Here is a 22,941-nt window from a genome sequence, read left to right as displayed (position 1 = left end):
CCCAACTCATGAGTGAACGTGAGCATAAAACGGTCGTCATCGTCGGCGGCGGACAGGCTGGTCTGTCGGTCAGCTATTACCTGTCGGGCGAGGGCATCGACCATGTGGTTCTGGAACGCCACAAGAAATTCCATTCCTGGCGCGAAAACCGCTGGGATACCTTCTGTCTGGTGACACCCAACTGGCAATGCCGTCTGCCGGATTTCCCGTATCAGGGGCAGGATCCAAATGGGTTTATGGTCAAGGATGAGATCACCGACTATCTGGACGCCTTTGCCGATACGTTCAACCCGCCTCTGGTGGAAGACTGTGCCGTGACCAAGATCGTGCGGCTGGAGGATGGCACCTATCTGGTGGACAGCTCGAAGGGACATTATCACGCGGATCAGGTGGTGATCGCCACCGGAGGCTATGACAATCCGATCGTGCCGCCCTATGCCGCCGATCTGGATCCGGCGATCAAACAGATGCATTCGGTGGACTACCGCCGCCCCGATCAGATGCCTGCAGGTAAGACACTGGTTGTAGGCACGGGCCAGTCCGGCGTGCAACTGATGGAGGATCTGCATCTGGCGGGCCGTGATGTTGCGCTGGCGGTGGGCCCCGCGCCACGGTCGCCGCGCGCGTATCGCGGGCGGGACGCAACCGATTGGCTGTATGAGATGGGTCATTACCATATGACCATCGACCGCCACCCGGATCCCGTGCACGCGATGACCAAGACCAACCACTATATGACTGGTCGCGATGGCGGCCATGAGATTGACCTGCGCAAGTTTGCGCGTGATGGCGTCGGGCTTTATGGCTCGGTTGCGGGCATGTCGGGGCAGACCATCCAGTTCCTGCCGGATCTGGAGGAAAACTTGGATGATGCGGATGCCAGCTATGTCGGTATTTGCAAGGCGATTGATGGCTATATCGCCAAACAGGGGATCGATGCACCCGCGGCGCAGCCGTTTGAGAAGGTCTGGCGTCCCGAAGCGGAAATGACCGAGATCAACGCAGCCGAGGAGGGGATCACCTCGATCCTCTGGGCCATTGGCTTCCGTGCGGATTATTCCTGGATCGATGTGGATGTGTTTGATGCCCGTGGACGGCCGAATTACACCCGTGGCGTCTGCGATGTGCCGGGGTTCTATTTTATCGGGCTTGGCTGGCTGAACACCTGGGGGTCCGGGCGGTTCCTTGGAATTGATGAGGACGCCCGTTTCTTGGTCGAGGCGATTGTCCAACAGGCCAAAACGCCGGTGCTGGAAGCCAGTTGATGACGCTTTATTCACGTGAATCATTGGCTGCAGTCCGGCAGCAGGCGGAAGTGACCCTGGGTATGGCGCAGCTGTCGGTTATCGGCCTGTCCGAAGATTGGTGGCTGAAACATCTGGGCGACGTGCATTGGCAGATGATCGCCGCCGCCATGGGGCAGGATGAGCCCGTGTTTCGCGATGCAGAAGGGCGGCTGATTTATGCCGCCTTCTGTGCAACCCAATTCGACCAACCCTGGCCCGAAGGCGCGGCTCTGGGCAAAAACCTGCAGGTGTCGTCTTCGCTTTGGCAAGCCGGACGCAGCCGGTTGCAGTCGATCCATGAGGCCCACGCAGGTGGGCGACTTGTGGCGCGGCTGCGGATGGTGTCGACCTTTGTCACCCATGGCACTGCCGGAGTGAACAAATCGGTGGTGCGGGTCTCTCCTGCGATAATTCCGGTATTGCCCAAGGCACCGGACGGGTTTGCTGATCGGGCTGCGCAAACAGCCCGCCGATTGCGGGCGGGTTTTCAGACAAGCACAGCGGCGGGTGCAAAGAGCACTCACCTCCCTGTGCCGGATTTGGATTTCAACGCAGTGGGGCTGCTCTATTTTCCAAGTTTTACCCGTATCGCGGTCGAGGCTGAGGCGCAGGTGGCCCCCATTCGCGGACCGTTCCAGTCGCGTCTGATGTTATATTTTGGCAATGTCGAGATAGGTGAGAGCCTGTGTGCCGAAGTTCAGGCAAAGGGTGCGCTCCAGTCCGAAATTACCCTGCGGGCCGCAGATCACAGCCTGATTGCTACCTGTTGTGTCACGCGCCACCGGTGGCGCAGGTCGGATGTTTAAGGCTTTGCAATTTGCGAAGTTATAACAGGTACTTGCAGGTTTTGCGGCGAATTTCGTAAAACTGAGAGGACAGGCGGGTCTCCTCCGTGCTAATCGGCGCATGACGCCGGGTTTTGACGTCGGCTCAAAAAGAGTAATGCAGTCGCCCCCTTTGGTATGAGGCACAGGAACCATGATTGATATTCGTCTGGCTGATCCCGCAGCCCCGGAGCTTTGCGCGATCTTAGCGGCGCATGCCGACCACGCCGCCGCCCATTGCTCGGAAGAGACCAATTATTATCTGACACCCAAGGATATGCGCGAAAAAGGTCTGCAATTCTGGGCCGCCTTTCACGAGGATCGTGCCGTGGGCTGTGGGGGGCTTTTAGGCTTGCCCGATGGCACAGCCGAGGTGAAAGCGGTCCATGTTGCAGAGGATATGCGCGGTCGCGGTCTGGCGCGCCAGATCATGGTGCATCTGGCCGAAGAGGCAATGGCCGCAGGCTATAGCGCGCTGGTGCTGGAAACCGGATCGGCGCACTGCCGGGGCTATGATGCCGCGCGTGGGCTTTATGAGGCGCTCGGCTATTCCTATTGCGAGGCCTTTGGCGATTACCGCGCCGATCCCGCCAGCGTTTTTATGCGCCTGCCATTGCGCCGCGCGGCCTGAGTTCCTGCCCGGATCGGAACAGCCGGATCGAAAAATGGCGGCCCCGCGGAGCCGCCTTTTGTGTTCAGTTCATTTCAAAGCCCGGATCACTCCAGATCAAAGCGATCCGCGTTCATCACCTTGGTCCATGCGGCAGCGAAGTCCGCGATGAACTTTTCGGTGTTGTCGTCCTGAGCGTAAACCTCGGCGTAGGCGCGCAGGATCGAGTTGGAGCCAAAGACCAGATCGACACGCGACGCGGTGTATTTCACATCGCCTGATGTACGGTCCTTGATGTCATAGCTGTTGCGCCCGGTGGGCTCCCAGCGATACCCCATGTCGGTCAGCGTGACAAAGAAGTCATTGGTCAGCTGGCCTTCACGGTCCGTAAAGACACCCTGTTTGCTGCCGCCGTGATTGGCGCCAATCACCCGCAGACCACCAACCAATGCGGTCATCTCCGGGGCGGTCAGCCCCATCAACTGCGCACGGTCCAGCAGCATCTCTTCGGGAGAGACCGCATAATGCTCTTTCTGCCAGTTGCGGAAGCCATCGGCGAGCGGTTCCAGCACGTCAAAGCTTTGGGCATCGGTCTGGGTATCGGTTGCATCACCGCGCCCCGGAGCAAAGGGCAGGGAGAGGTCATGACCCGCAGCTTTGGCGGCCTGTTCCACACCCAGGTTACCGGCCAGAACAATCACATCCGCGATGCTCACCCCGGCCTCATTGGCAATGGGTTCCAGTACAGACAAGACGCGCGCCAGACGGTCGGGTTCGTTGCCCGCCCAGTCCTTTTGCGGAGCCAGGCGGATACGGGCTCCATTGGCCCCGCCGCGCATATCCGACCCGCGGAAGGTGCGCGCCGAATCCCAGGCGGTGGCAACCATATCCGCAGCTGACAGCCCCGATGCGGCGATCTTGGCTTTGACGGCCTCCACGTCATAGTTGCTGGGGCCTGCGTCAACCGGATCTTGCCAGATCAGATCCTCACCCGGAACTTCCGGCCCGATATAGCGGCCTTTGGGGCCCATATCACGGTGCAGAAGTTTGAACCATGCACGGGCAAAGGCATCCGAAAACGCTGCTGGATCCGCGGCAAACCGCTCTGAAACTGCACGGAAACCGGGATCGACCTTCAGCGCCATATCCGCGTCCGTCATCATCGGGTTCACCCGGATCGACGGATCTTCCACATCCACCGGTTTGTCTTCCTCGGCGATGTTCACCGGCTCCCACTGGGTGGCTCCGGCCGGGGATTTGACCAGCTCCCAGTCGTATTTGAACAAGAGCTCAAAATAGCCATTGTCCCATTTTGTGGGTTCCGTGGTCCACGCCCCTTCGAGCCCCGAGGTCACAGTGTTGCGACCAACAGAGCGGGTTTTGTGGATCATCCAGCCCAGGCCCTGTTCGTGCAGCTCTGCCCCTTCGGGTTCGGCTTCCACATTGGCCGCATCGCCATTGCCATGCGCCTTGCCCACGGTATGGCCGCCCGCTGTGAGTGCAACGGTTTCTTCGTCGGTCATACCCATCCGCGAGAAGGTCACACGCATGTCTTCGGCTGTGCGCAGTGGGTCGGACTTGCCGTTGACGCCTTCGGGGTTCACATAGATCAGACCCATCACAACCGCCGCCAGAGGGTTGTCCAGGGTTTCACGATTGTCATCTTCGCCATAGCGGGTCGATGTCAGCCAATCCTTCTCGGATCCCCAGTAGACGTCTTTTTCCGGGTGCCAGATGTCTTCGCGACCAAAGGAAAACCCAAAGGTTTTCAGCCCCATGCTTTCATAGGCCACATTGCCGGCCAGCAGCATCAGGTCGGCCCAGGAAATCGCATTGCCGTATTTCTTTTTGATCGGCCACAACAGGCGACGTGCTTTGTCCAGGTTGGCATTGTCGGGCCATGAGTTCAGCGGCGCAAACCGCTGGTTGCCGGTATTGCCACCGCCGCGCCCGTCAGAAGTCCGGTAGGATCCGGCCGAGTGCCAGGCCATGCGGATCATCAGACCGCCGTAGTGGCCCCAATCCGCAGGCCACCAGTCCTGGCTGTCGGTCATCAGCGCGGTCAGATCCGCCTTGAGCGCGTCATGATCCAGCGCTTCCACCGCCTTGCGATAGTTGAATTCTGCGCCCATCGGGTTCGACTTGCTGTCGTGCTGGTGCAGAATGTCGAGGTTCAAAGTCTTGGGCCACCATTCGGTTACCGTGGTCTGGCTTTCGGTATTTGCCCCATGCATGACCGGGCAACCCTTTGCCTGTGCTGCGTCGTTTCCGTCCATAGCTGAATAGCTCCTCGCTGTGATTGAGGGCCGGAACTGGAATAGGCCGGCGCTCTCCCTACGAGAACGCTAACAGGGAAGTTTGATAATTTTAAGTTGCATTTGCTCATTGGAGCGATAAGAAAACCCTATGATTAATATCACTTTGCGTCAGTTGAAATATTTTGAAGCCCTTGCCCGGCAGGGGCACTTCGGGCGTGCCGCCGATCTGGCAGCTGTGTCTCAGCCTGCCTTGTCTGTTCAGATCAAGGAGTTGGAGGCCACATTGGGCATCCCCCTGTTTGAACGCACCGCACGTTCGGTGCAGCTGACAAGTTTCGGTGAGGAGTTCCGCCTCCGTGTGCAAGAGATCCTGCGCGGGGTGGATGAGCTTGGGGATCTGGCCCGGGCTGCGCGTCAGGGGCTGGCGGGGCGTTTGCGTTTGGGTGTGATTCCCACCATCGCCCCCTATCTATTGCCACAGGTGGTGACAGGCTTGCGCGCCCGTTTTCCCCAGTTGGAGTTTCGTATCCGCGAAACCCAGACCCAGCATTTGATCCGGGCGCTCAAGGACGGTCAGCTTGACACGGCAATCATGGCGCTGCCGGTGGGGGAGGCGAGGTTTGTCGAACATCCGCTCTTTGATGAGGAATTTGTCCTGGTGCGCCCCGCTGCGGATGCGCAGAGGCCGGTGCCCAGCCGCGAGATGCTGCGAGAGATGCAGTTGCTGTTGCTGGAAGAGGGGCATTGCTTTCGCGATCAGGCGCTCAGCTTTTGCGAAATGCGCCCCAGCCAACCGCGCGAGGTGATGGATGGCAGTTCGCTGTCAACCTTGGTGCAAATGGTGGACGCAGGCCTTGGGGTGACGCTGTTGCCCGAAATGGCGGTTCCGGTCGAAACCCGTTCTGCGCATGTCTCCATTGCCCGCTTTGAGAGCCAGCAGCCCAGCCGCCGTGTCGGATTGGTCTGGCGTGCAACAAACCCGATGGGAGACAAGCTTCGGGGGCTGGTCGCGGAAATTGCGGATATTTTGGACTGTGACCGCATCCCGTCGTAACCAACTATGTAACATCTCCCGACGACTGTGATCTTGCGCTAAGGTCCGCAAGAGCGCAGCCCATACCCGGAAATAATTCCGGGGCTGGCGAAATTGTCACAAAGTTACAGTGCGTTACGAGAATTAAGGTGGTGGACATGGCCCCCCGTGTTTTTCCACTTCGGACCTCATCTCATGGCACCCCGAAATGCATACCACCAAAAAGGTGCGGCGCGGGCAATGTCTGGCGCGCCCCACGGGCGGGGGAGGTCCAAAGTTGGCAACCTTCGCACCGGAAATCCGTCGCGCCCCAGCGTGCGAAATATCCCCAGCAGAAAACCGGGGTGAGGCTCTGCCCGGTTCGATGCGCGAACCCACTCCAATGTGACAGCTTGAAAGGAAGTCACCATGACCAAACGACCGAACGAAAAGAACGAACGCCTGAAACGACAGTTCATCGACTATCGCAAATATGCACGGCAACTGTCGGACAAATCGCTGGATCGGGAATTGGCGGCGCTCGAACGCTTCGACGTCTGGAACGGACGCAAGGATTTCGCGCAGTTTCATATTCAATGGGCAATGGGCTTTCGGACGCATCTTGAGACGGCGAAGGGCGCGAACGGAAAACCTCTGAGCAAATCGACGCTGCGCGCAATCTTGGCCACCATGCGCGAGTTCACGATCTGGCTGTCACAGCAGGACGGCTTTCGCAGCCGGATCAGGACGGCGGATGCCGATTACTTCAAGCTGTCGCGCCGGGACGAGGCCGAAGCCCGCGCCGCTCCGCCACGCGCCGCGCCGGGGATCAAACAGGCCAAGCGCGCGCTGGACTTGATGCCTCACACGACGCCGCGCGAAAAACGCGACAAGGCGATCTTTGCGCTGCTTTGTCTGACGGGCGTGCGCGTGGGGGCGCTAATTTCCTTGCGGATTAAACACGTCGATCTGGCGGAGAAATCCGTCACCCAAAACCCGCGCGAGGTGGCAACGAAGTTCGGCAAGAGCCTGCACACCTTTTTTGCCAAGGGCTTCCCCGAAGCCGAAGCCGCACTGACCGCGTGGATAGAGTATCTGGAAGACGAAGCACTCTTTGGCCCTGACGATCCGCTCTTCCCGGCCACTGCGATTGCGCCTCAATCCAACACGGGTTTTGCAGCGGATGGTTTTGAGCGGCGGGCGTGGAAAACATCAGAACCCGTGCGCAAGATCGTTAACTGTGCCTTTGCGGCGGCCAAGCTCCCGGCCTTCGGCCCGCACGCCTTCCGACACATGCTGGCCCGCCACGGCGCGAAAACCAGCGAGTCGGTGGCGGAACTGGTGGCCCTGTCACAAAACCTGGGCCACACCGACGTTCTGACCACTTTGCGCAGCTATGGCCAGATTGACCGCGACACCCAGCGCCGCCTCATTACCGGGGAAAGGGGTGATGATGTGCTAGAGAACTGAAATGCGGACATTTCAAACGCGCGGCGGATGTGGGAACGAATGTGGGAACCTAGATCGCGGACCGTATATTTTTCTCGATAAAACAACGCCTTAAGGGGGCGATGTGGCGGAGACGAAGGGATTCGAACCCTCGATACCGTTTCCGGTATACTCCCTTAGCAGGGGAGCGCCTTCGACCACTCGGCCACGTCTCCGCTGACCCGTATATTTGGCAGGCTCCGGGGAAACAAGGGCAAAATCAACGCTTTTGTGAAATTTTCTGCCTGCCGTGAGGGGCGGCGTTGTTTGCCTGGCGCTGCGGGAGGGCGACCATTAACAGATTGAAGTCAGAAGAGTTTTATTTTTCAGCCTTACCTTCGTCACGGCGTTTTGCTGAGACGTAATCGAGCAGCTGCTCTTTGGCATGCGTGATATGGGCTGACAGAAGCGCGCAGGCTTTGTCCACCTCGCCAGCGGATGCCAACCGGAGGAGGCTGCGGTGCTCGTCGTGGGCGCGGCTGGTTTGCTTCATGACGCTGAGTTGCATGCGGATATATCGGTCACATTGCTGGTTCAACGGTTCAAGGGTGTCTTGCGTTAGTTTGCGCCTGGCCGGGGCATAAAGCGCGGCGTGGTATTCGGCGTTCAGTTTGCCCCAATTGGCCACGTCGCTTGTGTCGTAGGCGGCTTCCATCCGTCCCAAGATGGTTTCGCAACGCTCCACATCTGCGGGGGTCAACCTGGGAATTGCGTGGCGGAACAGGTCGACCTCGATCAGGGTGCGAAGCTCGAAGATTTCCGCAATTTCGCCAAGCGAATGTCTGGTCACCGTGGCACCGCGATTGGTCGAGAGCTGAACCAGCCCCTGTGCATCGAGCCGCTTCAGGGCTTCGCGTATGGGCATGCGCGAGACGTCATATTCATCTGCGAGCGCCTCCTGACGGATTGTTGTCCCTTCGGCCAGGTTGCCGGATAAGATCCTCTCACGCAGGTCTTCCGTGATCAGGTCCGGGAGACTTTTTCGCGATATGGCCCGTCTTACTGTCATCTGATCTTGTCCGTTGTTTTGGTCTTTTGGCTGCGCCGCATTTCCTGGCGGCTGGGCTGTGGAAGTCGTGGATCTCTGGGCGCCTGCGAGGCTGGTATCCCGGTTTCGGGTTTGGCGTTTGGGTCGGAGTTCAGAACCGGCTGGCGGAAAACGGTTTCATGTCGATTGGGGGCGGCTCATGTGTAACCAAGGCGCTCACCAGTTCAGCGGTCCCGGCGGATTGGGTCAGCCCCAAGTGACCATGGCCAAAAGCATAGATCACATTGGGCGCGTTGGGGGCGTGGTCGATCACCGGCAGGCTGTCGGGGAGGGACGGGCGATACCCCATCCATTTTTGCCCGTTTTGCGTGACTAGACCGGGCATGAACAACCGGGCTTTTTCAAGCAATGCATCGGCGCGTTTGAAGTTCGGCGGTATGGCGAGCCCCGCAAGTTCGACTGCGCCGCCTATGCGGACTCCTTCGCCGATTTTACTGGCGACAAAACCGTGCGCGGCAAAGGTAACATGTGTCCGCAAATCAAAAGCGCCGGCTGGCAAGGTTGTGTTATAGCCGCGCTCTGTCTCGAGGGGGATGAAATCCCCCAATCCCTTGGCAAGGTGACGGGACCAGGCTCCTGCGGCAACGACAATTGTCGTCGCGGATTGAGGCCCATGGTTGGTTTCCAGCAGGACCGTATCGCCTGTTCGCTTCAAGGTGTGGATTTCAACCTGCTCGATCACACCACCAAGTGAAACGAATTTTTCAGCCAGCAATTGGGTCCAGGCTTTGGGATCCACTGTGTTGAACCAATTCGGCGTAAACAGGGCATGGGTGAACCTGGAGCGAAGCCCCGGTTGTACCTCGGCGATGGCCTCTGGAGAGGTGAGTTCGTCAAAGAGGATGTCTTGCGATCTGAAATAGGAACGCTCTGAGGCGTCTGCCTGCCAGCTGCGCGCGCTCTCGTACAGGCGGAGCTGCCCGTCGCGCTGGATCAGATCGTCCCCTTTCACCAGCTTGATCTGGCGCTCTGCAGCGGCCTGGGCATGGGCCATCAGTTGGGTCTGGGCCTGGCGTGCGGTTGCAAAACGGGACCGTCGGCTGGCGCGCCAGAACCGAAGCATCCAGGGGGCAATACGCAAGGCATAGGCTGGTGGAATGGACAGTGGGCCAAGCGGGTCCAATAACCACGCGGGAGCCTTGCGCATGATGCCGGGTGTCGCAAGCGGGGTCACTTCGCTAAAAGCAAATGCGCCCGCATTGCCTTGCGACGTTTCAGCTGCCACGCCTTTGCGATCCAGAACACGGACTTTGAAACCTCGGGTTTGCAGGTTCAGCGCCGTGCTGATGCCGATGATCCCGGCGCCAATAACAAGAACGGATTTGGGCATTATGTCTGTAAAACTTTCAATGGCTTAATGGTGAATGCCGGTTTGGAATGGGTCGGTGTCTTCAAAAAACAGGCGGGTGTCGGCCATCACGAAGGCTTGCCCTGTGATCCGTGGTCGAACTCCACCAGCGAGGCCGGGTTGATAGCTGAGGCGATACTGGCTGGAAATGATACTTTCCTGAATGATTTCCTCTCCGGGCATCAACTGTCCTTTTGCAGCGAGGCAAGCCAGTCGCGCTGAACTGCCGGTTCCGCAGGGGGAGCGGTCATATGTATCGTCGGGGCAAAAGGTAAAGTTGCGGCTATGGACGCCCGGTGTCGGTGAAGGTGCTTGCAGCACAACGTGATCCACTTTTTCTCCGTTCTCACCCACAATGCCGTCTGCGTGGGTTGCGCTGCGAATGGCCTCTGCCGTGTCGCAGAGCGCCCGGATATCTGTGGGCTCCAGGGGCAGTGGGCTTGGGTCGACGATAAAGAACCAGTTGCCACCATAAGCAAGATCACCTGTCACCGGGCCCAGGCCGGGAACATCCACGGTAACGTCCGGCCGGACGCAACGGCTTTCGACGTTTTCGACAGTCACCGTATGTGCGTCATGCAGTGTGACAGTGACAATTCCCACAGGTGTTTCGATCTTATGAGTGCCGATGGAAATTCTCCCAAGATGCGCAAGTGTAACAGCCAGTCCAATTGTTCCGTGGCCACACATACCTATTACGGCTGCCGCATCAAAGTAGATCACCCCAGTTACGCAGCTTGGGTCACAGGGGGGGACCAAAAGAGCGCCAACCATTGCCGGTTGCCCGCGTGGCTCCAACATGATCGATTTATAAAACGCTTCATGCTCCTGCGCCAGTCGGGCCGCGCGGTCCTCCAGCGGGCCAGATCCCAGCGATGGTCCGCCGTCGAGGATCACCCTTGTGGGTTCACCCCCGGTATGGCTGTCAATTACATGCATTCTGCCACAATCCCGCTTTGATTTGACCACTCTGCGAACCAAGCCCGGAAAAGTCTGTATTGGTCTTCACAATATTTCATCTGCGACGGGCTCAGAACGTCAGTCTCGTTGAAATGCAGCCGGTATTCATCCTCTCCATTCAGAACCAGCAAGTGTTTATAGTAAAGGACCAAATCCGGCCCTTCGTCAAAGCTGGAAAGGACGTAAATGGCATCGCTTAACTCTTGCGCACGTTGTCGTGCCTCACAATGGCCGGCGGCTGCTTTGCGCGAAAGCTCTGCCAGCAACAATGCCTCTTTGGGCAGCGCCGTCCCAATGCCCGTGATAGAGCCCGTGGCTCCGCAGTTGACAAACCCATGATAGACCTGTGTGTCGACCCCCACCATCAGCGTGACATTCTTGTCCTGCGAGGTGATGAACTCGGCTGCGTATCGCAGATCGTCTGCGCCGCCGAACTCTTTGAACCCAACCAGATTGGGATGTTCTGCCCGCAAGGAAAAGAACAGATCCGCGCGGGTGGCAAAGCCATAATACGGGCTGTTATAGATAATGGCCGGTAGATCCGGCGCGGCATCAAGGATCGCTTTGAAGTGGTTCCTCTGTGCGGCTGGCGAGCTCCCGCGGGACAGAACGCGCGGAATAACCATAAGCCCTGCGGCACCGATCTCCTGCGCATGTGTGGCATGGGCAACAGCGGAAGCAGAATTGACGGCGCCGGTTCCCACCACAACGGGCACGCCGGCGTCCACCAGACGCGCAACACCTTCCATGCGGTCGGCATCGGACAGCAAGGGCCAGTCTCCCATAGAGCCGCAATAGACCACCGCCGACATGCCGGCTGTGATCATGTCCTTCCCTTTGCGCACCAGCGCGTCAAAGTCCGGCTTCCGGTCAGCGGTACACGGGGTCATCAGAGCCGGCATTGTGCCAGCGAAGATATCTGCGGTCATCTTGCTCTCCGTTTGTCTGAATTGTGGATACTGGATCCAAAATCGGAAAACTTGTCAATCCGCGCTCCGGGCAAATGCACTGTTGAAGGACTGTTTTGCCCAAACGGTGACCTAGCGTCGTGAAACTGAAACAAAAGCATCACGATGGTTTCATCTGAAATGACCACTGTGCTCATATGAAATTGGAATCGCAAAACCCGCCCCAGTCCCTGGCCGATTGGGGAACCGAGCGTCAGGCGCAGGTGGCTGAGATTGTTCGCCAGGAAGGCTATGCCAAGGTTGATGATCTGGCACGGCGCTTTGGCGTTTCCACGCAGACCATTCGCCGTGACGTGAATGCCATGTGTGCCCGAGGGCTGTTGCGGCGGGTTCACGGCGGGGTAGAGCTGTCTCCGGTCACAGCCGACCACTATGACCTGCGCCGGGTTCTGAACCTTGGCGCTAAACGCAGCATCGGCGAGGCGGCCGCCCGGATCATCCCGAACGAAGCCTCTGTCGCGGTTTCCATCGGAACGACACCGGAGCTGGTGGTTGCAAGCCTTGGGCAGCATCATGGGCTGCGCCTGTTCACCAACAACCTGCATGTCGCGATGATGGCACAACGGTTTCAGAATGCCTCGGTCACCATCCCCGGAGGTACGCTGCGCACCGCTGCGGCAGATATCGTCGGGCCATCAGCCGTCGACTTCTTTAACAGCTACAAGTTTGACATCGGGGTGTTCGGCACCGCAGCGGTTGATGAAAGCGGCGCGCTGCTGGAACTGTCCGAGGAGGACGTCCATTCGCGGGAGACGATCTCGCGCAACTCTGACATCCGCATTCTGGTGCTGGATTCCAGCAAATTTACCCGCAAGGCGCATGCCCGGAGCGGATGGATCACCGATGTGGAACAGGTGATCTGTGACACGCGGCCGCCGGAAGCGATCTGCGACATGCTGCATCGGGCCAATGTCCCGCTGATGATCTGCAATGAGGCCGCAGCATGACGGTTGGCGGTCAATCCATAACGCTCCGTCAGGTCAGCAAAAGCTGGGGCGAAACGGTTTCTTTGCGGGATGTGGATCTGGAAATCCCGGCGGGCAAGTTCACCGCGATCCTTGGCCCATCGGGATGCGGAAAATCAACGACACTGCGTGTGATTGCCGGTCTCGAAGATGTCACAGCGGGGCAGGTGGTGATTGGCGATCAGGATGTCACCCAATTGCCCCCGGCCAAGCGAAATCTGGCGATGGTGTTCCAATCCTATGCGCTGTTTCCCCACCTCAGCGTAGCGGAAAACATCACCTTTGGCCTCAAGGTGGCGCGCATACCCCGGGCTGAGCGTCAGGCCCGATTGGCAGATGTGGCTGAGCTTTTGGAGCTGACACCCTATCTGGACCGCAAACCAGCGGCCTTGTCTGGCGGCCAGCAGCAGCGGGTGGCATTGGGGCGGGCCGTGGTGTCGCGCAGGCCGGTTTGTCTGATGGATGAACCGCTGTCGAATTTGGATGCACGGCTTCGGGACGAGATGCGGCGTGAGATCCGCAAGCTGCAGCGGGCGCTTGGTTTTACCATGGTCTATGTAACACACGACCAGACCGAGGCGATAACCATGGCGGATCAGGTTGTTCTGATGAACCAGGGCCAGGTGGAACAGGTCGCCACCCCGCATGAGATCTATACCCGACCCGCCACCCCGTTTGCCGCCCGTTTCATTGGCACACCTCCTATGAACCTCTTGCCGCCTGCGGCGTTTGGCGGGCTGCTTAGCGGAGAGGGTGCGGACCTTCTGGTTGGTGTGCGGCCAGAGGCGTTGGTGGAACGTCACGATGGCGCATTGGACTGCCGGGTTCAGTCGTCCGAGTTTCTGGGGTCTGACACATTGGTAGAGCTGGAGGCCGCCGACGTGCGCCTGTTGGCAAAACTGCCAGGCAGCCGGGATGTGACGCCGGGCCAAAGGCTGCGGTTCTTGATCAACCCTGACGATGTGCATCTGTTTGACAGCCGAACACAGGTGCGGCTGGACGCGCCATCGCTTGTGATGCGGATTGCCGGAGGCCAGCCCTGATGGCCATCCTCCCCATACAGGATCGAAGATACTCCCGAACCTCTCGGGATGTTGCATGCCGGCACGTGACCGGCCTCTTTTTCTGCGGAGAAAACCCATGTTGATGACCAAGTTCAAAGCGGCCACGGCCGCCCTGATGTTTGCGGCTGCTCCGGCAGCGGCTGATGTCGATCTGCAGTTCTACTTCCCGGTTGCTGTTGGTGGTGCCGCCGCCAACACCATCGAAGAGCTGACACAGGAATATGTCGCAGCCCATGATGGCGTGAACATCAACGCGATCTATGCCGGGTCATATCAGGACACCGTTGCAAAGGCCTTGACGGCGGCACGTGGCGGCAATGCCCCCCAACTGAGCGTGATCCTGTCCGTCGACATGTATACTCTGTTTGATGAAGATCTGATCCATGCCTTCGACGATTTTGCAACCACAGAGGAAGACAAGGCTTGGCTCAAATCCTTCTATCCGGCATTTATGGAAAACAGCCAGATTGACGGAAAGACCTATGGCATCCCGTTCCAGCGCTCCACACCGGTTCTGTACTGGAACAAAGAGGCGTTCAAAGCGGCGGGTCTTGACCCGGAACACGCACCCGCGACCTGGGACGAAATGGTCGAGATGGGCAAGAAGCTGACGGTCAAGGACGCTTCGGGCAATGTGACCCAATGGGGCGTGCGCATCCCGTCTTCGGGCTTTCCATATTGGCTGTTCCAGGGTTTGACCACGGAAAACGGCGCGATCCTGGCGACTGACGGCGGCACCAAGACCAATTTTGACGATCCCAAAGTGGTCGAGGCGCTGGAATATCTGGTGGACCTGTCCAAAACCCACGAAGTCATGGCCCCCGGCATCATCGAATGGGGCGCAACGCCCAAAGCCTTCTTTGAAGGGCAAACCGCGATGATGTGGACGTCGACCGGTAACCTGACCAATGTGCGCAACAACGCTCCGTTTGAGTTCGGCGTTGCCATGTTGCCTGCGAATGAGCGCCGTGGTGCTCCGACCGGCGGCGGCAATTTCTATCTGTTCAAAGGGTCCGATGAAGCACAGACCAAGGAAGCCTTTGAGTTCATCAAATGGATCACTCAGCCCGAGCAGGCTGCGAAATGGACCATTGCCACCGGTTATGTCGCGCCAAGCCCCGCCACCTGGGAAACCGAGGTGATGAAGCAGTACACCGCTGACTTCCCGCCGGCACTGGTCGCCCGCGATCAGCTGGAGCACGCGGTTGCGGAGCTGTCCACCTATGAGAACCAGCGTGTGACACGCGTGTTCAACGACGCTCTGGCCGCTGCAATCACCGGTGAGAAGACAGCTGCCGAGGCGCTGAAAGAAGCACAAGCGCAGGCCGAGGCAATCCTGAAGCCTTACCGCTAAACATCTCGGGCCCGTGCAGTGCGCTGCGCGGGCCTATTATCCATCCACCAACAAGGGACAAAAGACATGCAAAGGACACGACAGTGGATCCATGCCTGGCTGCTTTTGCTGCCAGCCTTCGTGTTTCTTTTGGCCTTTACCCATATGCCTGCCATCACCACCCTGTGGAACAGTTTCCGGACCACGGCACGGGGGCGCAGGCCCAGCCGCTGGGCCGGGCTCGACAATTACGAGACCATGATGGCTGACCCGGTGTTCTGGAAAGTTCTGATCAACAACCTCTGGTTCGCGCTGGGCACTATTCCAACGTCGATCGCAATTGCGCTCGCGATGGCGCTGTGGGTCAACCAACAGCTCGCAGGGCGCAGTTTTGTGCGCATGGCTTATTTCACACCCACCGTTTTGCCGATGATCGCAGTCGCCAATATCTGGCTGTTCTTCTACACGCCGGGGTTTGGGTTGATCGACCAGGTTACTGGCCTGTTTGGCATGGCACAGTCCAATATCCTTGGGCACAGCGATACCGCGCTGATTGGTGTCATGGTTGTGACCATCTGGAAAGAAGCGGGGTTCTTCATGATCTTTTACCTCGCCGCCTTGCAAACCATCCCGCCCAGCCTGATCGAGGCCGCACGGATCGAAGGGGCAGGGGCCTGGACGATCTTTCGCAGGGTGACCTTTCCCTTGTTGATGCCGACAACCCTGTTTGTATCGGTCAATGCGGTGGTAAATTCGTTTCGGATGGTGGATCACATCTTTATCCTGACCGGGGGCGGGCCGGACAATGCCTCTTCCTTGCTGCTGTTCTATATCTATGAGACGGCGTTCCGGTTTTGGGACACAGCTTATGCGGCAACGCTGACCGTTGTGCTGCTGGCCATCCTTGCCGCGCTTGCCATCGGGCAGTTCTTCTTCTTTGATCGCAGGGTGCATTACAAATGACCTGGGATCGCGTGCTGAATACCTGTGGTGCCTGGGTTCTTGCGCTGTTGTGGGCCCTGCCACTGCTATATGCGGTCTGGACGGCCTTTCACCCGGCGGCCTATGAGGCGCATTTCACCCTTTTTGCCCCGCTGACGCTGGAAAATTTCAGCAAGGCCTGGGCCGCAGCTCCCTTTGGGCGGTATTTCCTGAATACCTTTGTCCTTGTCAGCGCCATTCTGGTCGGCCAGTTCATCCTGTGTACGCTCGCCGCCTATGCCTTTGCGCGGTATCAGTTTCCGGGGCGGGGGGTTTTGTTTGCTCTGGTGCTGGTTCAGCTGATGGTGATGCCTGACATTCTGATTGTGGAGAACTACAAGCTGATCCGCGTGCTGGATCTGATCGACACAATTCCGGCAATTGCGCTGCCCTATATTGCTTCTGGTTTTGGTATTTTCCTTCTGCGTCAGACCTTCCTCTCCGTTCCCAAAGAGCTGGAGGAGGCGGCTCAGATCGAGGGAATGTCATCCCTTGGCGTTTTGATGAAGGTCTATGTGCCTTTGGCGATTCCAACCTATCTGGCCTATGGTCTTGTGTCGGTCAGTCACCATTGGAACAACTTTCTTTGGCCCTTGATCATTACCAATTCGGTTGAAACGCGCCCTGTGACAGTTGGGCTTTCTATCTTTGCCTCGATTGATTCCGGCGTTGAGTGGAGCGTGATAAACGCGGCCACCCTGATGACATCGGGGCCATTGTTGCTGGCCTTCTTGCTGTTTCAACGTCAATTTGTGCAAAGTTTCATGCGGGCTGGCATCAAGTAAGACGCCGAGACTGCGGAAGACAGACTCACCCTGATCTGTGGCTGCATTTGTCCGGGTATTCCTTAAAATCTTAACGTTTGGAGTAAGGGATACCTTACACCTTCGTAAGAAATGCCGCCGTATTTCTGCCATGGTTCCGGGGGAGTCGCGTCCTTCCTGACTCCAATCTGATGGTTCCGTGCGCTCAACTCCCCAAAATCACGCTTTGTGGAGTTACCAAAAGGGTAATAGATTCCGGGCATTTAAATAAAATTGACCTGTTTCACGTGGAATCTTCGTGCACCTTTGGCGTTTTTTGCGATGATTGAGGCATTCTGACTCTGGGGGTTAGTGATTTGTTAAGTCTGCCACAATCTATCCACAAAACCGTCGCTGCTTGGCAGCTTTGGGCCACATTCCAGCCGCACCACTGAATGACATTGCAGTGGTGGGAAATTGGAGTGGAAAATGAAACGTGTAATCGCGGTTGTTGCGGCGTGCCTGCTATGGGCTCTGCCGAACGTTGCAGCAGCGCAAGATAGCGCAGCCGCACGCTCTGTGACGGGATGGGAGGCCGTGGGGCGCCTCAACATCTCCGGGCGTAATATGTGTACGGGGGCTTTGATTGCCCCCAACCTCGTGCTGACTGCAGCACATTGTCTCTACGAACCCCAAACAGGACGGGCCGTAAACCCTGCCAGCATCCGGTTTGAAGCCGGGTTGAACGGGCGCTATGCCAAAGCAGCGCGCCAGGTGGTCAAGGCTGTGGTCCATCCCGAATATGTGTTCCGCCCGGCGGGCGACTCACAGATCGGTCATGATCTGGCAGTTCTGCGTCTGGATCGTCCGATCAGCACCGAACACATCCAACCCTTTGCGACCTCTTCGCAGGCGGGGCGCGGTGATGCCGTGGGTGTGATGTCTTACAGCTATGAACATCGGGACCGTCCGAACTGGGAACAACCCTGCCATGTATTGGCGCGCAAAGCTCAAACCATGGTCATGACCTGCCGTGTGGAATACGGTGCCTCCGGTTCGCCCGTGTTTGAAATTCTGCCGGGGCGTCCGCCGCGGTTGGTCTCGGTGATTTCTGCCAAGGCGGCGATGGGAAACCGCCGTGTTTCCATTGCGACCGCGATCGACAATTCCCTGTGGGAGCTTGTGCAGCGGGCCGGATGATGCCGCTTGCAACACTCCTCCCTCTCTAAAAAAAGCCCGCGTCAAAATGGCGCGGGCTTTTTGAACTGACAGAGCGCAGAAAAATCACGGCTCGCGCAGCGCATCCTTCGATTTATAAAGCGGTTTCATCAGATATTGCAGCACGGTTTTGGAACCGGTCTGCAACTCTGCTGTGGCGCGCATGCCCGGGCGAATTTCGATATCGCGCTGGCGTTCCGTAAAGCTGTTGCGATCCACTTTTACGGTGACGCGGTAGAACGGCTCGCCGCGCGGATTGCGTTCATCCTCAAACGTGTCGGCCGAGACAAAATCAACCTTACCCTTCAAAGAGCCATAGATTGTATAGTCATAGGCAGAGAGCTTGATTGTGGCATCCTGTCCGGTTTGTACGCTGGCGATATTCTCGGGCTTTACACGCGCCTCGACGAACAATTCCTCACCCAATGGGATAATCTCAAAGATCTCCTCTCCCGGGCGAATGACGCCGCCGATGGTGGTGACGGCCATGCTGTTCACCACGCCCTGCATCGGAGATGTGATGACCGTGCGCGACAGCTGATCGGATGCGATCCGCAGCTCTTGCCGGTGTGAGGTGAGCGTCTGTAGTGTCTGCGAGTATTCCTCTGCCAGCTGCAACTCTGCCTGAGTGCCGATTTCATTGTATTTGGCCTCTGCATCGGTCACGGCCTTCTTGGCACTGTTCACCTCGATCAGGGCAACGATGCGCTGTTTATGGAGACGTTCCATATTCTCCAGTTCACTGCGCAGCTGGTCCAGAATCTGTTTGGCACTGTGGCGTCGGCTGTTGAAGTCCGCCTGACGTGCCCGCAACAGGGCGCGTTCAGAGGCCAGAATACCCGGAGAGCGCAAGGCCAGTTCTGGGCTTACCTCGAATTCAAACGCGCCCGAGGCCTCTGCCTCCAGACGGTATTGCTTGATCTCCAGTGCGTCGATCTGGTCCTGCAGGTCATCAGCGGTGGTCTGGAACCGGGTCGCTTGCAGTTTGGCGAGGACCTGACCGGCCTCCACCGTGTCACCTTGGCGCACATAGAGTTCCGCCAGGATGCCGCCCTCAAGGTTCTGAATGATCTGCGAGCGGGAGGAGGACACAACCTCGCCATCGGCGCGCACGATTTCGTCAATCCAAGCAAAAGCCGCCCAGATCAGAAAGACCAGGACGGCACCCGCAGCGATATAGATGATGCGGCTTGCGCCAAGCGAACTGCGGGCCAGTTCTTGTTGTATCGGGGTCATTTCTTATCCCCTGCGGCCAAATGCGCCAGAACCTGATCGCGTGGGCCATCTACAACCATGCGGCCCGCTTGCAGGATCAAGGTGCGGTTTGTCAGCTGCAGGATCGGCATCCGGTGTGTTGCGATCACAGCTGTGCGGCCTTGCAGCCAGGTGTCCAGACGGCTGACCAATGTGCGTTCCAGCGTCTGATCAAGCGATGCGGTCGGTTCGTCAAGGAGAACAATTGAAGGGTTCTGCAGCCACAGGCGCGCCCAGCCAATGGATTGGCGCTGACCGATGGACAGGCCGCCACCGCCATCGCTGATTTCCAGATCCAGACCTTTGTGGTGGTTGCGGACATAAGCGCCAAGGCCGGAGAAATCGAGCGCGGCCATCAAACGGTCGTCATTGCGCTCCAGCAGGTTCATATTCAGGTTCTCGCGCAGGGTGCCGGCAAAGAGGCGAATGTCCTGACTGAGGTAGCCGATATGACGGCGCAGGTCGCGCGGGTCGATCTGGTTGATGTCCGTGCCGTCGATGATCACACGGCCCTGATCTGGCGCATAAAGCCCCGTGAGCAGTTTCAGCAGCGTCGATTTACCAGAGCCGTTCACACCAAGGATCGCGACGCGCTGGCCCGGTTTGATCATCACCGCAGGCACATCCACGGTGGGGGAGCCGTCTTCATCGTAGCGGAACACCACCTCGCGCAGTTCAAACTTGCCTTGCAGGCTCTCGCGACGCAGGTAAGTGCGGTCGTCGTCTTTTTCCTGATCCGCAAGCGCAATTGCATCAAGCCCTTCCAGAGCGGCCTTGACATTGCTCCACCGTGCCATGGCTCCGGCAAACTGTGTAAGCGGCGCAAGGGTCCGGCTGGTCAGGATACCGGTTGCAATGATGGTGCCGACGGTGAATTCACCCTTGAACACCATAAACGTACCAAAAACCACTGCGGCGATATAGGTGAACTGCTGGATGCCCTGCGACCAATAGGTGAGCGCGCTCGACAGGCGGCGTTGTTCGGCTGCGGAATGCGATGAAAGGGTCGACAGCTCATCCCACAGGCGCATGACGCGGTCTTCGCCGCGCTGGGTTTTCAATGTGTCGAGTTCGGTAATCACCTCATGCAGCAGGCGGCCGGCCTTGGCATTGGCGCCCTGGGTCTGGCGGGTCAGGGCGATCATCTTGCGCTGCATGAAATAGGCCGGGGCCAACATCAGCGCCGCGCCGAGAACCAGAACCCAGACAATCGGACCTGCGATCGACGCAACCAGCAGGAGGAAAATCGCAATAAACGGGATGTCAGCAAGGGTTGAAATGGTAGAGGAGGTAAAGAACTCCCGCACCGCTCCAAAATCGCGCATCGCGGCAAACAGACCCGATGGGGGCAGAGGTTTTTTGTCCGAGCGCATACCAATCAGGCGACGCATCAGGTTGCGCTGGACCGAAAGCTCGATCTGGCGGCCCGCCGCATCGGTCAGACGCGCGCGCGCCAGCTTTAACAGCCCCTCAAGCCCAATCGCCAGCATTGCGCCAACGGCGAGAACCCACAGGGTGGCTTGCGACTGGTGCGGCACAACGCGGTCATAAACCTGAAGCGAAAACAGCGCCACCGACACGGCCAGAATGTTCGCCACCAGAGAACCGAGCATGATTTCGATCACTTGGCGGCGGTATTTCTGAAACTCTCCCCAGAACCAATGGTTGGCCTTCAGGTTCGGCGTGTGGCGCGCGGCCATCTGGTCCATCGACTGACGTGCTGTCAGCGTCGCACCGGTGAAATACGGTTGGAAGTCCGATACTGGCACTTCGGCGCGATGTTCCGCACAGGTCAGATCAAAGATGTTCAGCGTATCGGCATCCTGGCTCAGCACCAGAACACATTGGCCGTTGTTCATCATTGCAACCGCAGGCCAGGCATCCGGCTGCAGGCGCACATGGGTGTCGATGACCGGGTTCAAACCCACGTAATCCAGCGCACGGCCCATCGTCTCGAATGTTTGATCGCCCGGGTTGTTGCTCCACAGGAAATCAGCCAGATCACTTGCCGGGGCTTCAACGCCGTTGATGGCGGCAAGGGTCGACACCAATGTGGCGCGGTGCTGAATGCGAGAGGAGGTCCCCTCGATCAGCGCGTGGACTTCAGAGCTCCGGTCGTCGCCGCTTTCCAGCTGAATGTCGTCCAGCTTCACATCGGCGGCCAGGATCTCTGGTTCGGCGCTTGGACGTTCAGCGCCGTCCTGATGTCCGGTTTCAACCGCCCGCAATGTCGGGCGTGTGTTCTCTGACTGTTCGTCCATATTCGAGGTGTTCTCGGTCAAATCTTGTCACCGTCTGCCAGGAGCCCCTGATCCCGCGCCATTTCCAGCTGGATCTGGATCACTTCATATTTCGCCTCAATGCGGCTCAGCTCGCGGCGGACGTATTCTTCATAGATATTGATGACATCCATGACGGACCGTTGCCCGGCTTCGAACTGTGCCTTGAACAGCTTATAGGTCTCATGGCTGGTACGCGCCAGACGCGTTGTTTCTTCTTCTTGTCTGCGGAAGGAGGACAGGCGCTGCAACTGTCGTGCATATGTGCGCCGGGCGTCTTCTTCGGCCTCGCCGATCTGACGACGGGCAACTTCCTTGGAGGCTTCGATCGCCTTGAGAGCAGCCGGGGTGCCAAGACCCAGCGGCTGGCCGATCCCTGCGGTGATCCCTGCGCCAGAGCCATCGCTGGTGATATTGCCGGCCGCAGAAACCGTTGGCAAATGGCCTGCGCGTTCCAGTTTGGCCTGAGCAATTGACCGGTTTGCCTCTGATTTGGCACGCAGCACATCCAGATGTCCGGCGGCTTCGGGGGGCGTGCCAATGGACAGATGTCGAGGGCGCTGATCAAAATCTTGGCCGGTCAGCTCATAAAGTTCGGCACGCGCCGTGGAGGCCCCTTCCTGTGCCGTTGACGCACCCGAGCGGAGCCCTGCAATCTTGCTTTGGACAACCTGAAGGTCCGATCGGTCCGAAACCCCGCCTTCGACGCGACCAATGACCACGCGCTCGAACTCATGCATCTGGCTCACGGCTTTCTGGCCGAAGCGGGCTTTTTCGTCGTCGCGTTGTGCCTGGATGTAAAGGCTCAGCGCGGTTTCAACACGTGTGTTCTGATCAACGGAAAGGTTGACCGCAGCCACCTCGACGTCGGCGGCTGCAAATTCACGCTCTGCCTTGCGCCGACCATTGTCGAACAGGACCTGTTCGATCAAAAGACCTGCGACCATATCCCCCAGATCCGTTAGGCTGATGGTCGGCCCAAGTGTCGGCAGCCAGTTCTTGGACTGCGCTTCCGCGCGTAGTTTTGCGCTGATCAGCTCAGCTTCTGAAGCGCGCAACGTTGCCGAGAGCGCGGCGCTTGCCACCGAGCCATAAACGCTTTGCTGATCCAGCAGAGAGCGGCGTTGCAAGAGTTGTTCGATAACTTCGGACGGCTGCTCGTTGCCGGACTGATCAAAATTGCTTTGCTCTGTTTCCGGCAGCCCGGAATCAGAACGCGGGCCCAGAACGCCCGCATTTTCAGTGCAGCCCAGCACAGAGCTGACCGCTAAAATACTCATAACTGAACGCGCGAACCGCATT

The 22,941-nt window shown here is 58.4% G+C and carries 19 protein-coding genes and 1 tRNA gene; 11 read left to right on the top strand and 9 right to left on the bottom strand.

Going from position 1 to position 22,941, the window contains the following annotated elements; genetic code table 11:
• The first annotated feature begins 8 nt into the window (after positions 1 to 8).
• The 3 genes from ACXAEW_RS01790 to ACXAEW_RS01780 all read left to right on the top strand — a co-directional run bounded on the left by ACXAEW_RS01790 (position 9) and on the right by ACXAEW_RS01780 (position 2,741).
• Positions 9 to 1,265: an MSMEG_0569 family flavin-dependent oxidoreductase gene (locus ACXAEW_RS01790; protein WP_474939672.1), complete on the top strand. Its 1,257-nt coding sequence runs from the start codon at positions 9 to 11 to the stop codon at positions 1,263 to 1,265.
• Positions 1,265 to 2,092, top strand: coding sequence for a Pnap_2097 family protein (locus ACXAEW_RS01785; protein ID WP_474939671.1), 828 nt, complete (start codon positions 1,265 to 1,267; stop codon positions 2,090 to 2,092). The genes ACXAEW_RS01790 and ACXAEW_RS01785 overlap by 1 nt, the downstream gene beginning before the upstream one ends.
• A 172-nt stretch (positions 2,093 to 2,264) precedes the next feature.
• On the top strand, positions 2,265 to 2,741 hold the full coding sequence (locus tag ACXAEW_RS01780) for a GNAT family N-acetyltransferase (protein WP_474939670.1): 477 nt from the start codon (positions 2,265 to 2,267) through the stop codon (positions 2,739 to 2,741).
• Between the two features lie 86 nt (positions 2,742 to 2,827).
• On the opposite strand, the gene katG is transcribed toward ACXAEW_RS01780, so the two are convergent.
• Entirely contained in the window at positions 2,828 to 4,996 is a 2,169-nt protein-coding gene (katG, locus tag ACXAEW_RS01775; RefSeq protein ID WP_474939669.1) for a catalase/peroxidase HPI, read from the bottom strand.
• A 130-nt stretch (positions 4,997 to 5,126) separates the two neighbouring features.
• Here katG and ACXAEW_RS01770 point away from each other — a divergent pair, with 130 nt between their 5' ends.
• On the top strand, positions 5,127 to 6,032 hold the full coding sequence (locus ACXAEW_RS01770) for a hydrogen peroxide-inducible genes activator (RefSeq protein WP_474939668.1): 906 nt from the start codon (positions 5,127 to 5,129) through the stop codon (positions 6,030 to 6,032).
• A gap of 387 nt (positions 6,033 to 6,419) precedes the next feature.
• Positions 6,420 to 7,460 carry a tyrosine-type recombinase/integrase gene (locus ACXAEW_RS01765; RefSeq protein WP_474939667.1) on the top strand — a complete coding sequence of 347 codons (1,041 nt, stop codon included), beginning with the start codon at positions 6,420 to 6,422 and terminating at the stop codon, positions 7,458 to 7,460.
• Positions 7,461 to 7,564: 104 nt separating this feature from the next.
• Here the strand turns inward: ACXAEW_RS01765 and ACXAEW_RS01760 are convergent.
• The 5 genes from ACXAEW_RS01760 to ACXAEW_RS01740 all read right to left on the bottom strand — a co-directional run bounded on the left by ACXAEW_RS01760 (position 7,565) and on the right by ACXAEW_RS01740 (position 11,763).
• Positions 7,565 to 7,654, bottom strand: a tRNA-Ser gene (locus ACXAEW_RS01760).
• 143 nt (positions 7,655 to 7,797) lie between these two features.
• Complete coding sequence (locus ACXAEW_RS01755; protein WP_474939666.1) at positions 7,798 to 8,487, bottom strand: GntR family transcriptional regulator; 690 nt, start codon at positions 8,485 to 8,487, stop codon at positions 7,798 to 7,800.
• A gap of 130 nt (positions 8,488 to 8,617) precedes the next feature.
• Positions 8,618 to 9,856, bottom strand: a complete 1,239-nt coding sequence (locus ACXAEW_RS01750) for an NAD(P)/FAD-dependent oxidoreductase (protein ID WP_474939665.1) — start codon at positions 9,854 to 9,856, stop codon at positions 8,618 to 8,620.
• Between the two features lie 24 nt (positions 9,857 to 9,880).
• On the bottom strand, positions 9,881 to 10,813 hold the full coding sequence (locus ACXAEW_RS01745; RefSeq protein ID WP_474939664.1) for a 4-hydroxyproline epimerase: 933 nt from the start codon (positions 10,811 to 10,813) through the stop codon (positions 9,881 to 9,883).
• Positions 10,804 to 11,763, bottom strand: a complete 960-nt coding sequence (locus ACXAEW_RS01740) for a dihydrodipicolinate synthase family protein (RefSeq protein ID WP_474939663.1) — start codon at positions 11,761 to 11,763, stop codon at positions 10,804 to 10,806. Before ACXAEW_RS01740 ends, ACXAEW_RS01745 begins: the two co-directional genes overlap by 10 nt.
• Before the next feature lie 176 nt (positions 11,764 to 11,939).
• Here ACXAEW_RS01740 and ACXAEW_RS01735 point away from each other — a divergent pair, with 176 nt between their 5' ends.
• The 6 genes from ACXAEW_RS01735 (at position 11,940) to ACXAEW_RS01710 (ending at position 18,088) form a co-directional block, all read left to right on the top strand.
• Positions 11,940 to 12,749 carry a DeoR/GlpR family DNA-binding transcription regulator gene (locus ACXAEW_RS01735; RefSeq protein ID WP_474939662.1) on the top strand — a complete coding sequence of 270 codons (810 nt, stop codon included), beginning with the start codon at positions 11,940 to 11,942 and terminating at the stop codon, positions 12,747 to 12,749.
• On the top strand, positions 12,746 to 13,810 hold the full coding sequence (locus ACXAEW_RS01730; RefSeq protein ID WP_474939661.1) for an ABC transporter ATP-binding protein: 1,065 nt from the start codon (positions 12,746 to 12,748) through the stop codon (positions 13,808 to 13,810). Before ACXAEW_RS01735 ends, ACXAEW_RS01730 begins: the two co-directional genes overlap by 4 nt.
• A 97-nt stretch (positions 13,811 to 13,907) precedes the next feature.
• Entirely contained in the window at positions 13,908 to 15,185 is a 1,278-nt protein-coding gene (locus tag ACXAEW_RS01725; RefSeq protein WP_474939660.1) for an ABC transporter substrate-binding protein, read from the top strand.
• A gap of 66 nt (positions 15,186 to 15,251) precedes the next feature.
• The gene (locus tag ACXAEW_RS01720) at positions 15,252 to 16,127 is read left to right on the top strand and encodes a carbohydrate ABC transporter permease (RefSeq protein WP_474939659.1); all 876 of its coding nucleotides are present in this window, start codon (positions 15,252 to 15,254) and stop codon (positions 16,125 to 16,127) included.
• Positions 16,124 to 16,930 (top strand): carbohydrate ABC transporter permease, encoded by an 807-nt coding sequence (locus tag ACXAEW_RS01715; RefSeq protein ID WP_474939658.1) that lies wholly within the window; start codon positions 16,124 to 16,126, stop codon positions 16,928 to 16,930. The genes ACXAEW_RS01720 and ACXAEW_RS01715 overlap by 4 nt, the downstream gene beginning before the upstream one ends.
• A gap of 447 nt (positions 16,931 to 17,377) precedes the next feature.
• Complete coding sequence (locus ACXAEW_RS01710) at positions 17,378 to 18,088, top strand: trypsin-like serine peptidase (protein WP_474939657.1); 711 nt, start codon at positions 17,378 to 17,380, stop codon at positions 18,086 to 18,088.
• 84 nt (positions 18,089 to 18,172) lie between these two features.
• On the opposite strand, the gene ACXAEW_RS01705 is transcribed toward ACXAEW_RS01710, so the two are convergent.
• The 3 genes from ACXAEW_RS01705 to ACXAEW_RS01695 are packed head-to-tail and all read right to left on the bottom strand — an operon-like array spanning position 18,173 to position 22,940.
• Positions 18,173 to 19,342, bottom strand: coding sequence for an HlyD family type I secretion periplasmic adaptor subunit (locus ACXAEW_RS01705; protein ID WP_474939656.1), 1,170 nt, complete (start codon positions 19,340 to 19,342; stop codon positions 18,173 to 18,175).
• Positions 19,339 to 21,621, bottom strand: coding sequence for an ATP-binding cassette domain-containing protein (locus ACXAEW_RS01700; protein ID WP_474942981.1), 2,283 nt, complete (start codon positions 21,619 to 21,621; stop codon positions 19,339 to 19,341). Before ACXAEW_RS01700 ends, ACXAEW_RS01705 begins: the two co-directional genes overlap by 4 nt.
• A 17-nt stretch (positions 21,622 to 21,638) precedes the next feature.
• Complete coding sequence (locus ACXAEW_RS01695; RefSeq protein WP_474939655.1) at positions 21,639 to 22,940, bottom strand: TolC family protein; 1,302 nt, start codon at positions 22,938 to 22,940, stop codon at positions 21,639 to 21,641.
• Between the last annotated feature and the right edge of the window lies 1 nt (position 22,941).

It is taken from the genome of Epibacterium sp. ABZ3_068 (assembly GCF_056159265.1).
Note: the sequence above shows the minus strand (reverse complement) of the source record. Positions and strands in the feature narration are given on the sequence as shown.

What these genes read in the sequence shown, in the direction of transcription:
- ACXAEW_RS01790 (WP_474939672.1), top strand. Translation starts at nt 9, where the DNA reads ATGAGTGAACGTGAGCATAAAACGGTCGTCATCGTCGGCGGCGGACAG.
- ACXAEW_RS01695 (WP_474939655.1), bottom strand. Translation starts at nt 22,940, where the DNA reads ATGCGGTTCGCGCGTTCAGTTATGAGTATTTTAGCGGTCAGCTCTGTG.
- ACXAEW_RS01780 (WP_474939670.1), top strand. Translation starts at nt 2,265, where the DNA reads ATGATTGATATTCGTCTGGCTGATCCCGCAGCCCCGGAGCTTTGCGCG.
- ACXAEW_RS01725 (WP_474939660.1), top strand. Translation starts at nt 13,908, where the DNA reads ATGTTGATGACCAAGTTCAAAGCGGCCACGGCCGCCCTGATGTTTGCG.
- ACXAEW_RS01715 (WP_474939658.1), top strand. Translation starts at nt 16,124, where the DNA reads ATGACCTGGGATCGCGTGCTGAATACCTGTGGTGCCTGGGTTCTTGCG.
- ACXAEW_RS01705 (WP_474939656.1), bottom strand. Translation starts at nt 19,342, where the DNA reads ATGACCCCGATACAACAAGAACTGGCCCGCAGTTCGCTTGGCGCAAGC.
- ACXAEW_RS01745 (WP_474939664.1), bottom strand. Translation starts at nt 10,813, where the DNA reads ATGCATGTAATTGACAGCCATACCGGGGGTGAACCCACAAGGGTGATC.
- ACXAEW_RS01770 (WP_474939668.1), top strand. Translation starts at nt 5,127, where the DNA reads ATGATTAATATCACTTTGCGTCAGTTGAAATATTTTGAAGCCCTTGCC.
- ACXAEW_RS01735 (WP_474939662.1), top strand. Translation starts at nt 11,940, where the DNA reads ATGAAATTGGAATCGCAAAACCCGCCCCAGTCCCTGGCCGATTGGGGA.
- ACXAEW_RS01740 (WP_474939663.1), bottom strand. Translation starts at nt 11,763, where the DNA reads ATGACCGCAGATATCTTCGCTGGCACAATGCCGGCTCTGATGACCCCG.
- ACXAEW_RS01765 (WP_474939667.1), top strand. Translation starts at nt 6,420, where the DNA reads ATGACCAAACGACCGAACGAAAAGAACGAACGCCTGAAACGACAGTTC.
- ACXAEW_RS01710 (WP_474939657.1), top strand. Translation starts at nt 17,378, where the DNA reads ATGAAACGTGTAATCGCGGTTGTTGCGGCGTGCCTGCTATGGGCTCTG.
- ACXAEW_RS01730 (WP_474939661.1), top strand. Translation starts at nt 12,746, where the DNA reads ATGACGGTTGGCGGTCAATCCATAACGCTCCGTCAGGTCAGCAAAAGC.
- ACXAEW_RS01700 (WP_474942981.1), bottom strand. Translation starts at nt 21,621, where the DNA reads ATGGACGAACAGTCAGAGAACACACGCCCGACATTGCGGGCGGTTGAA.
- ACXAEW_RS01720 (WP_474939659.1), top strand. Translation starts at nt 15,252, where the DNA reads ATGCAAAGGACACGACAGTGGATCCATGCCTGGCTGCTTTTGCTGCCA.
- ACXAEW_RS01785 (WP_474939671.1), top strand. Translation starts at nt 1,265, where the DNA reads ATGACGCTTTATTCACGTGAATCATTGGCTGCAGTCCGGCAGCAGGCG.
- ACXAEW_RS01750 (WP_474939665.1), bottom strand. Translation starts at nt 9,856, where the DNA reads ATGCCCAAATCCGTTCTTGTTATTGGCGCCGGGATCATCGGCATCAGC.
- katG (WP_474939669.1), bottom strand. Translation starts at nt 4,996, where the DNA reads ATGGACGGAAACGACGCAGCACAGGCAAAGGGTTGCCCGGTCATGCAT.
- ACXAEW_RS01755 (WP_474939666.1), bottom strand. Translation starts at nt 8,487, where the DNA reads ATGACAGTAAGACGGGCCATATCGCGAAAAAGTCTCCCGGACCTGATC.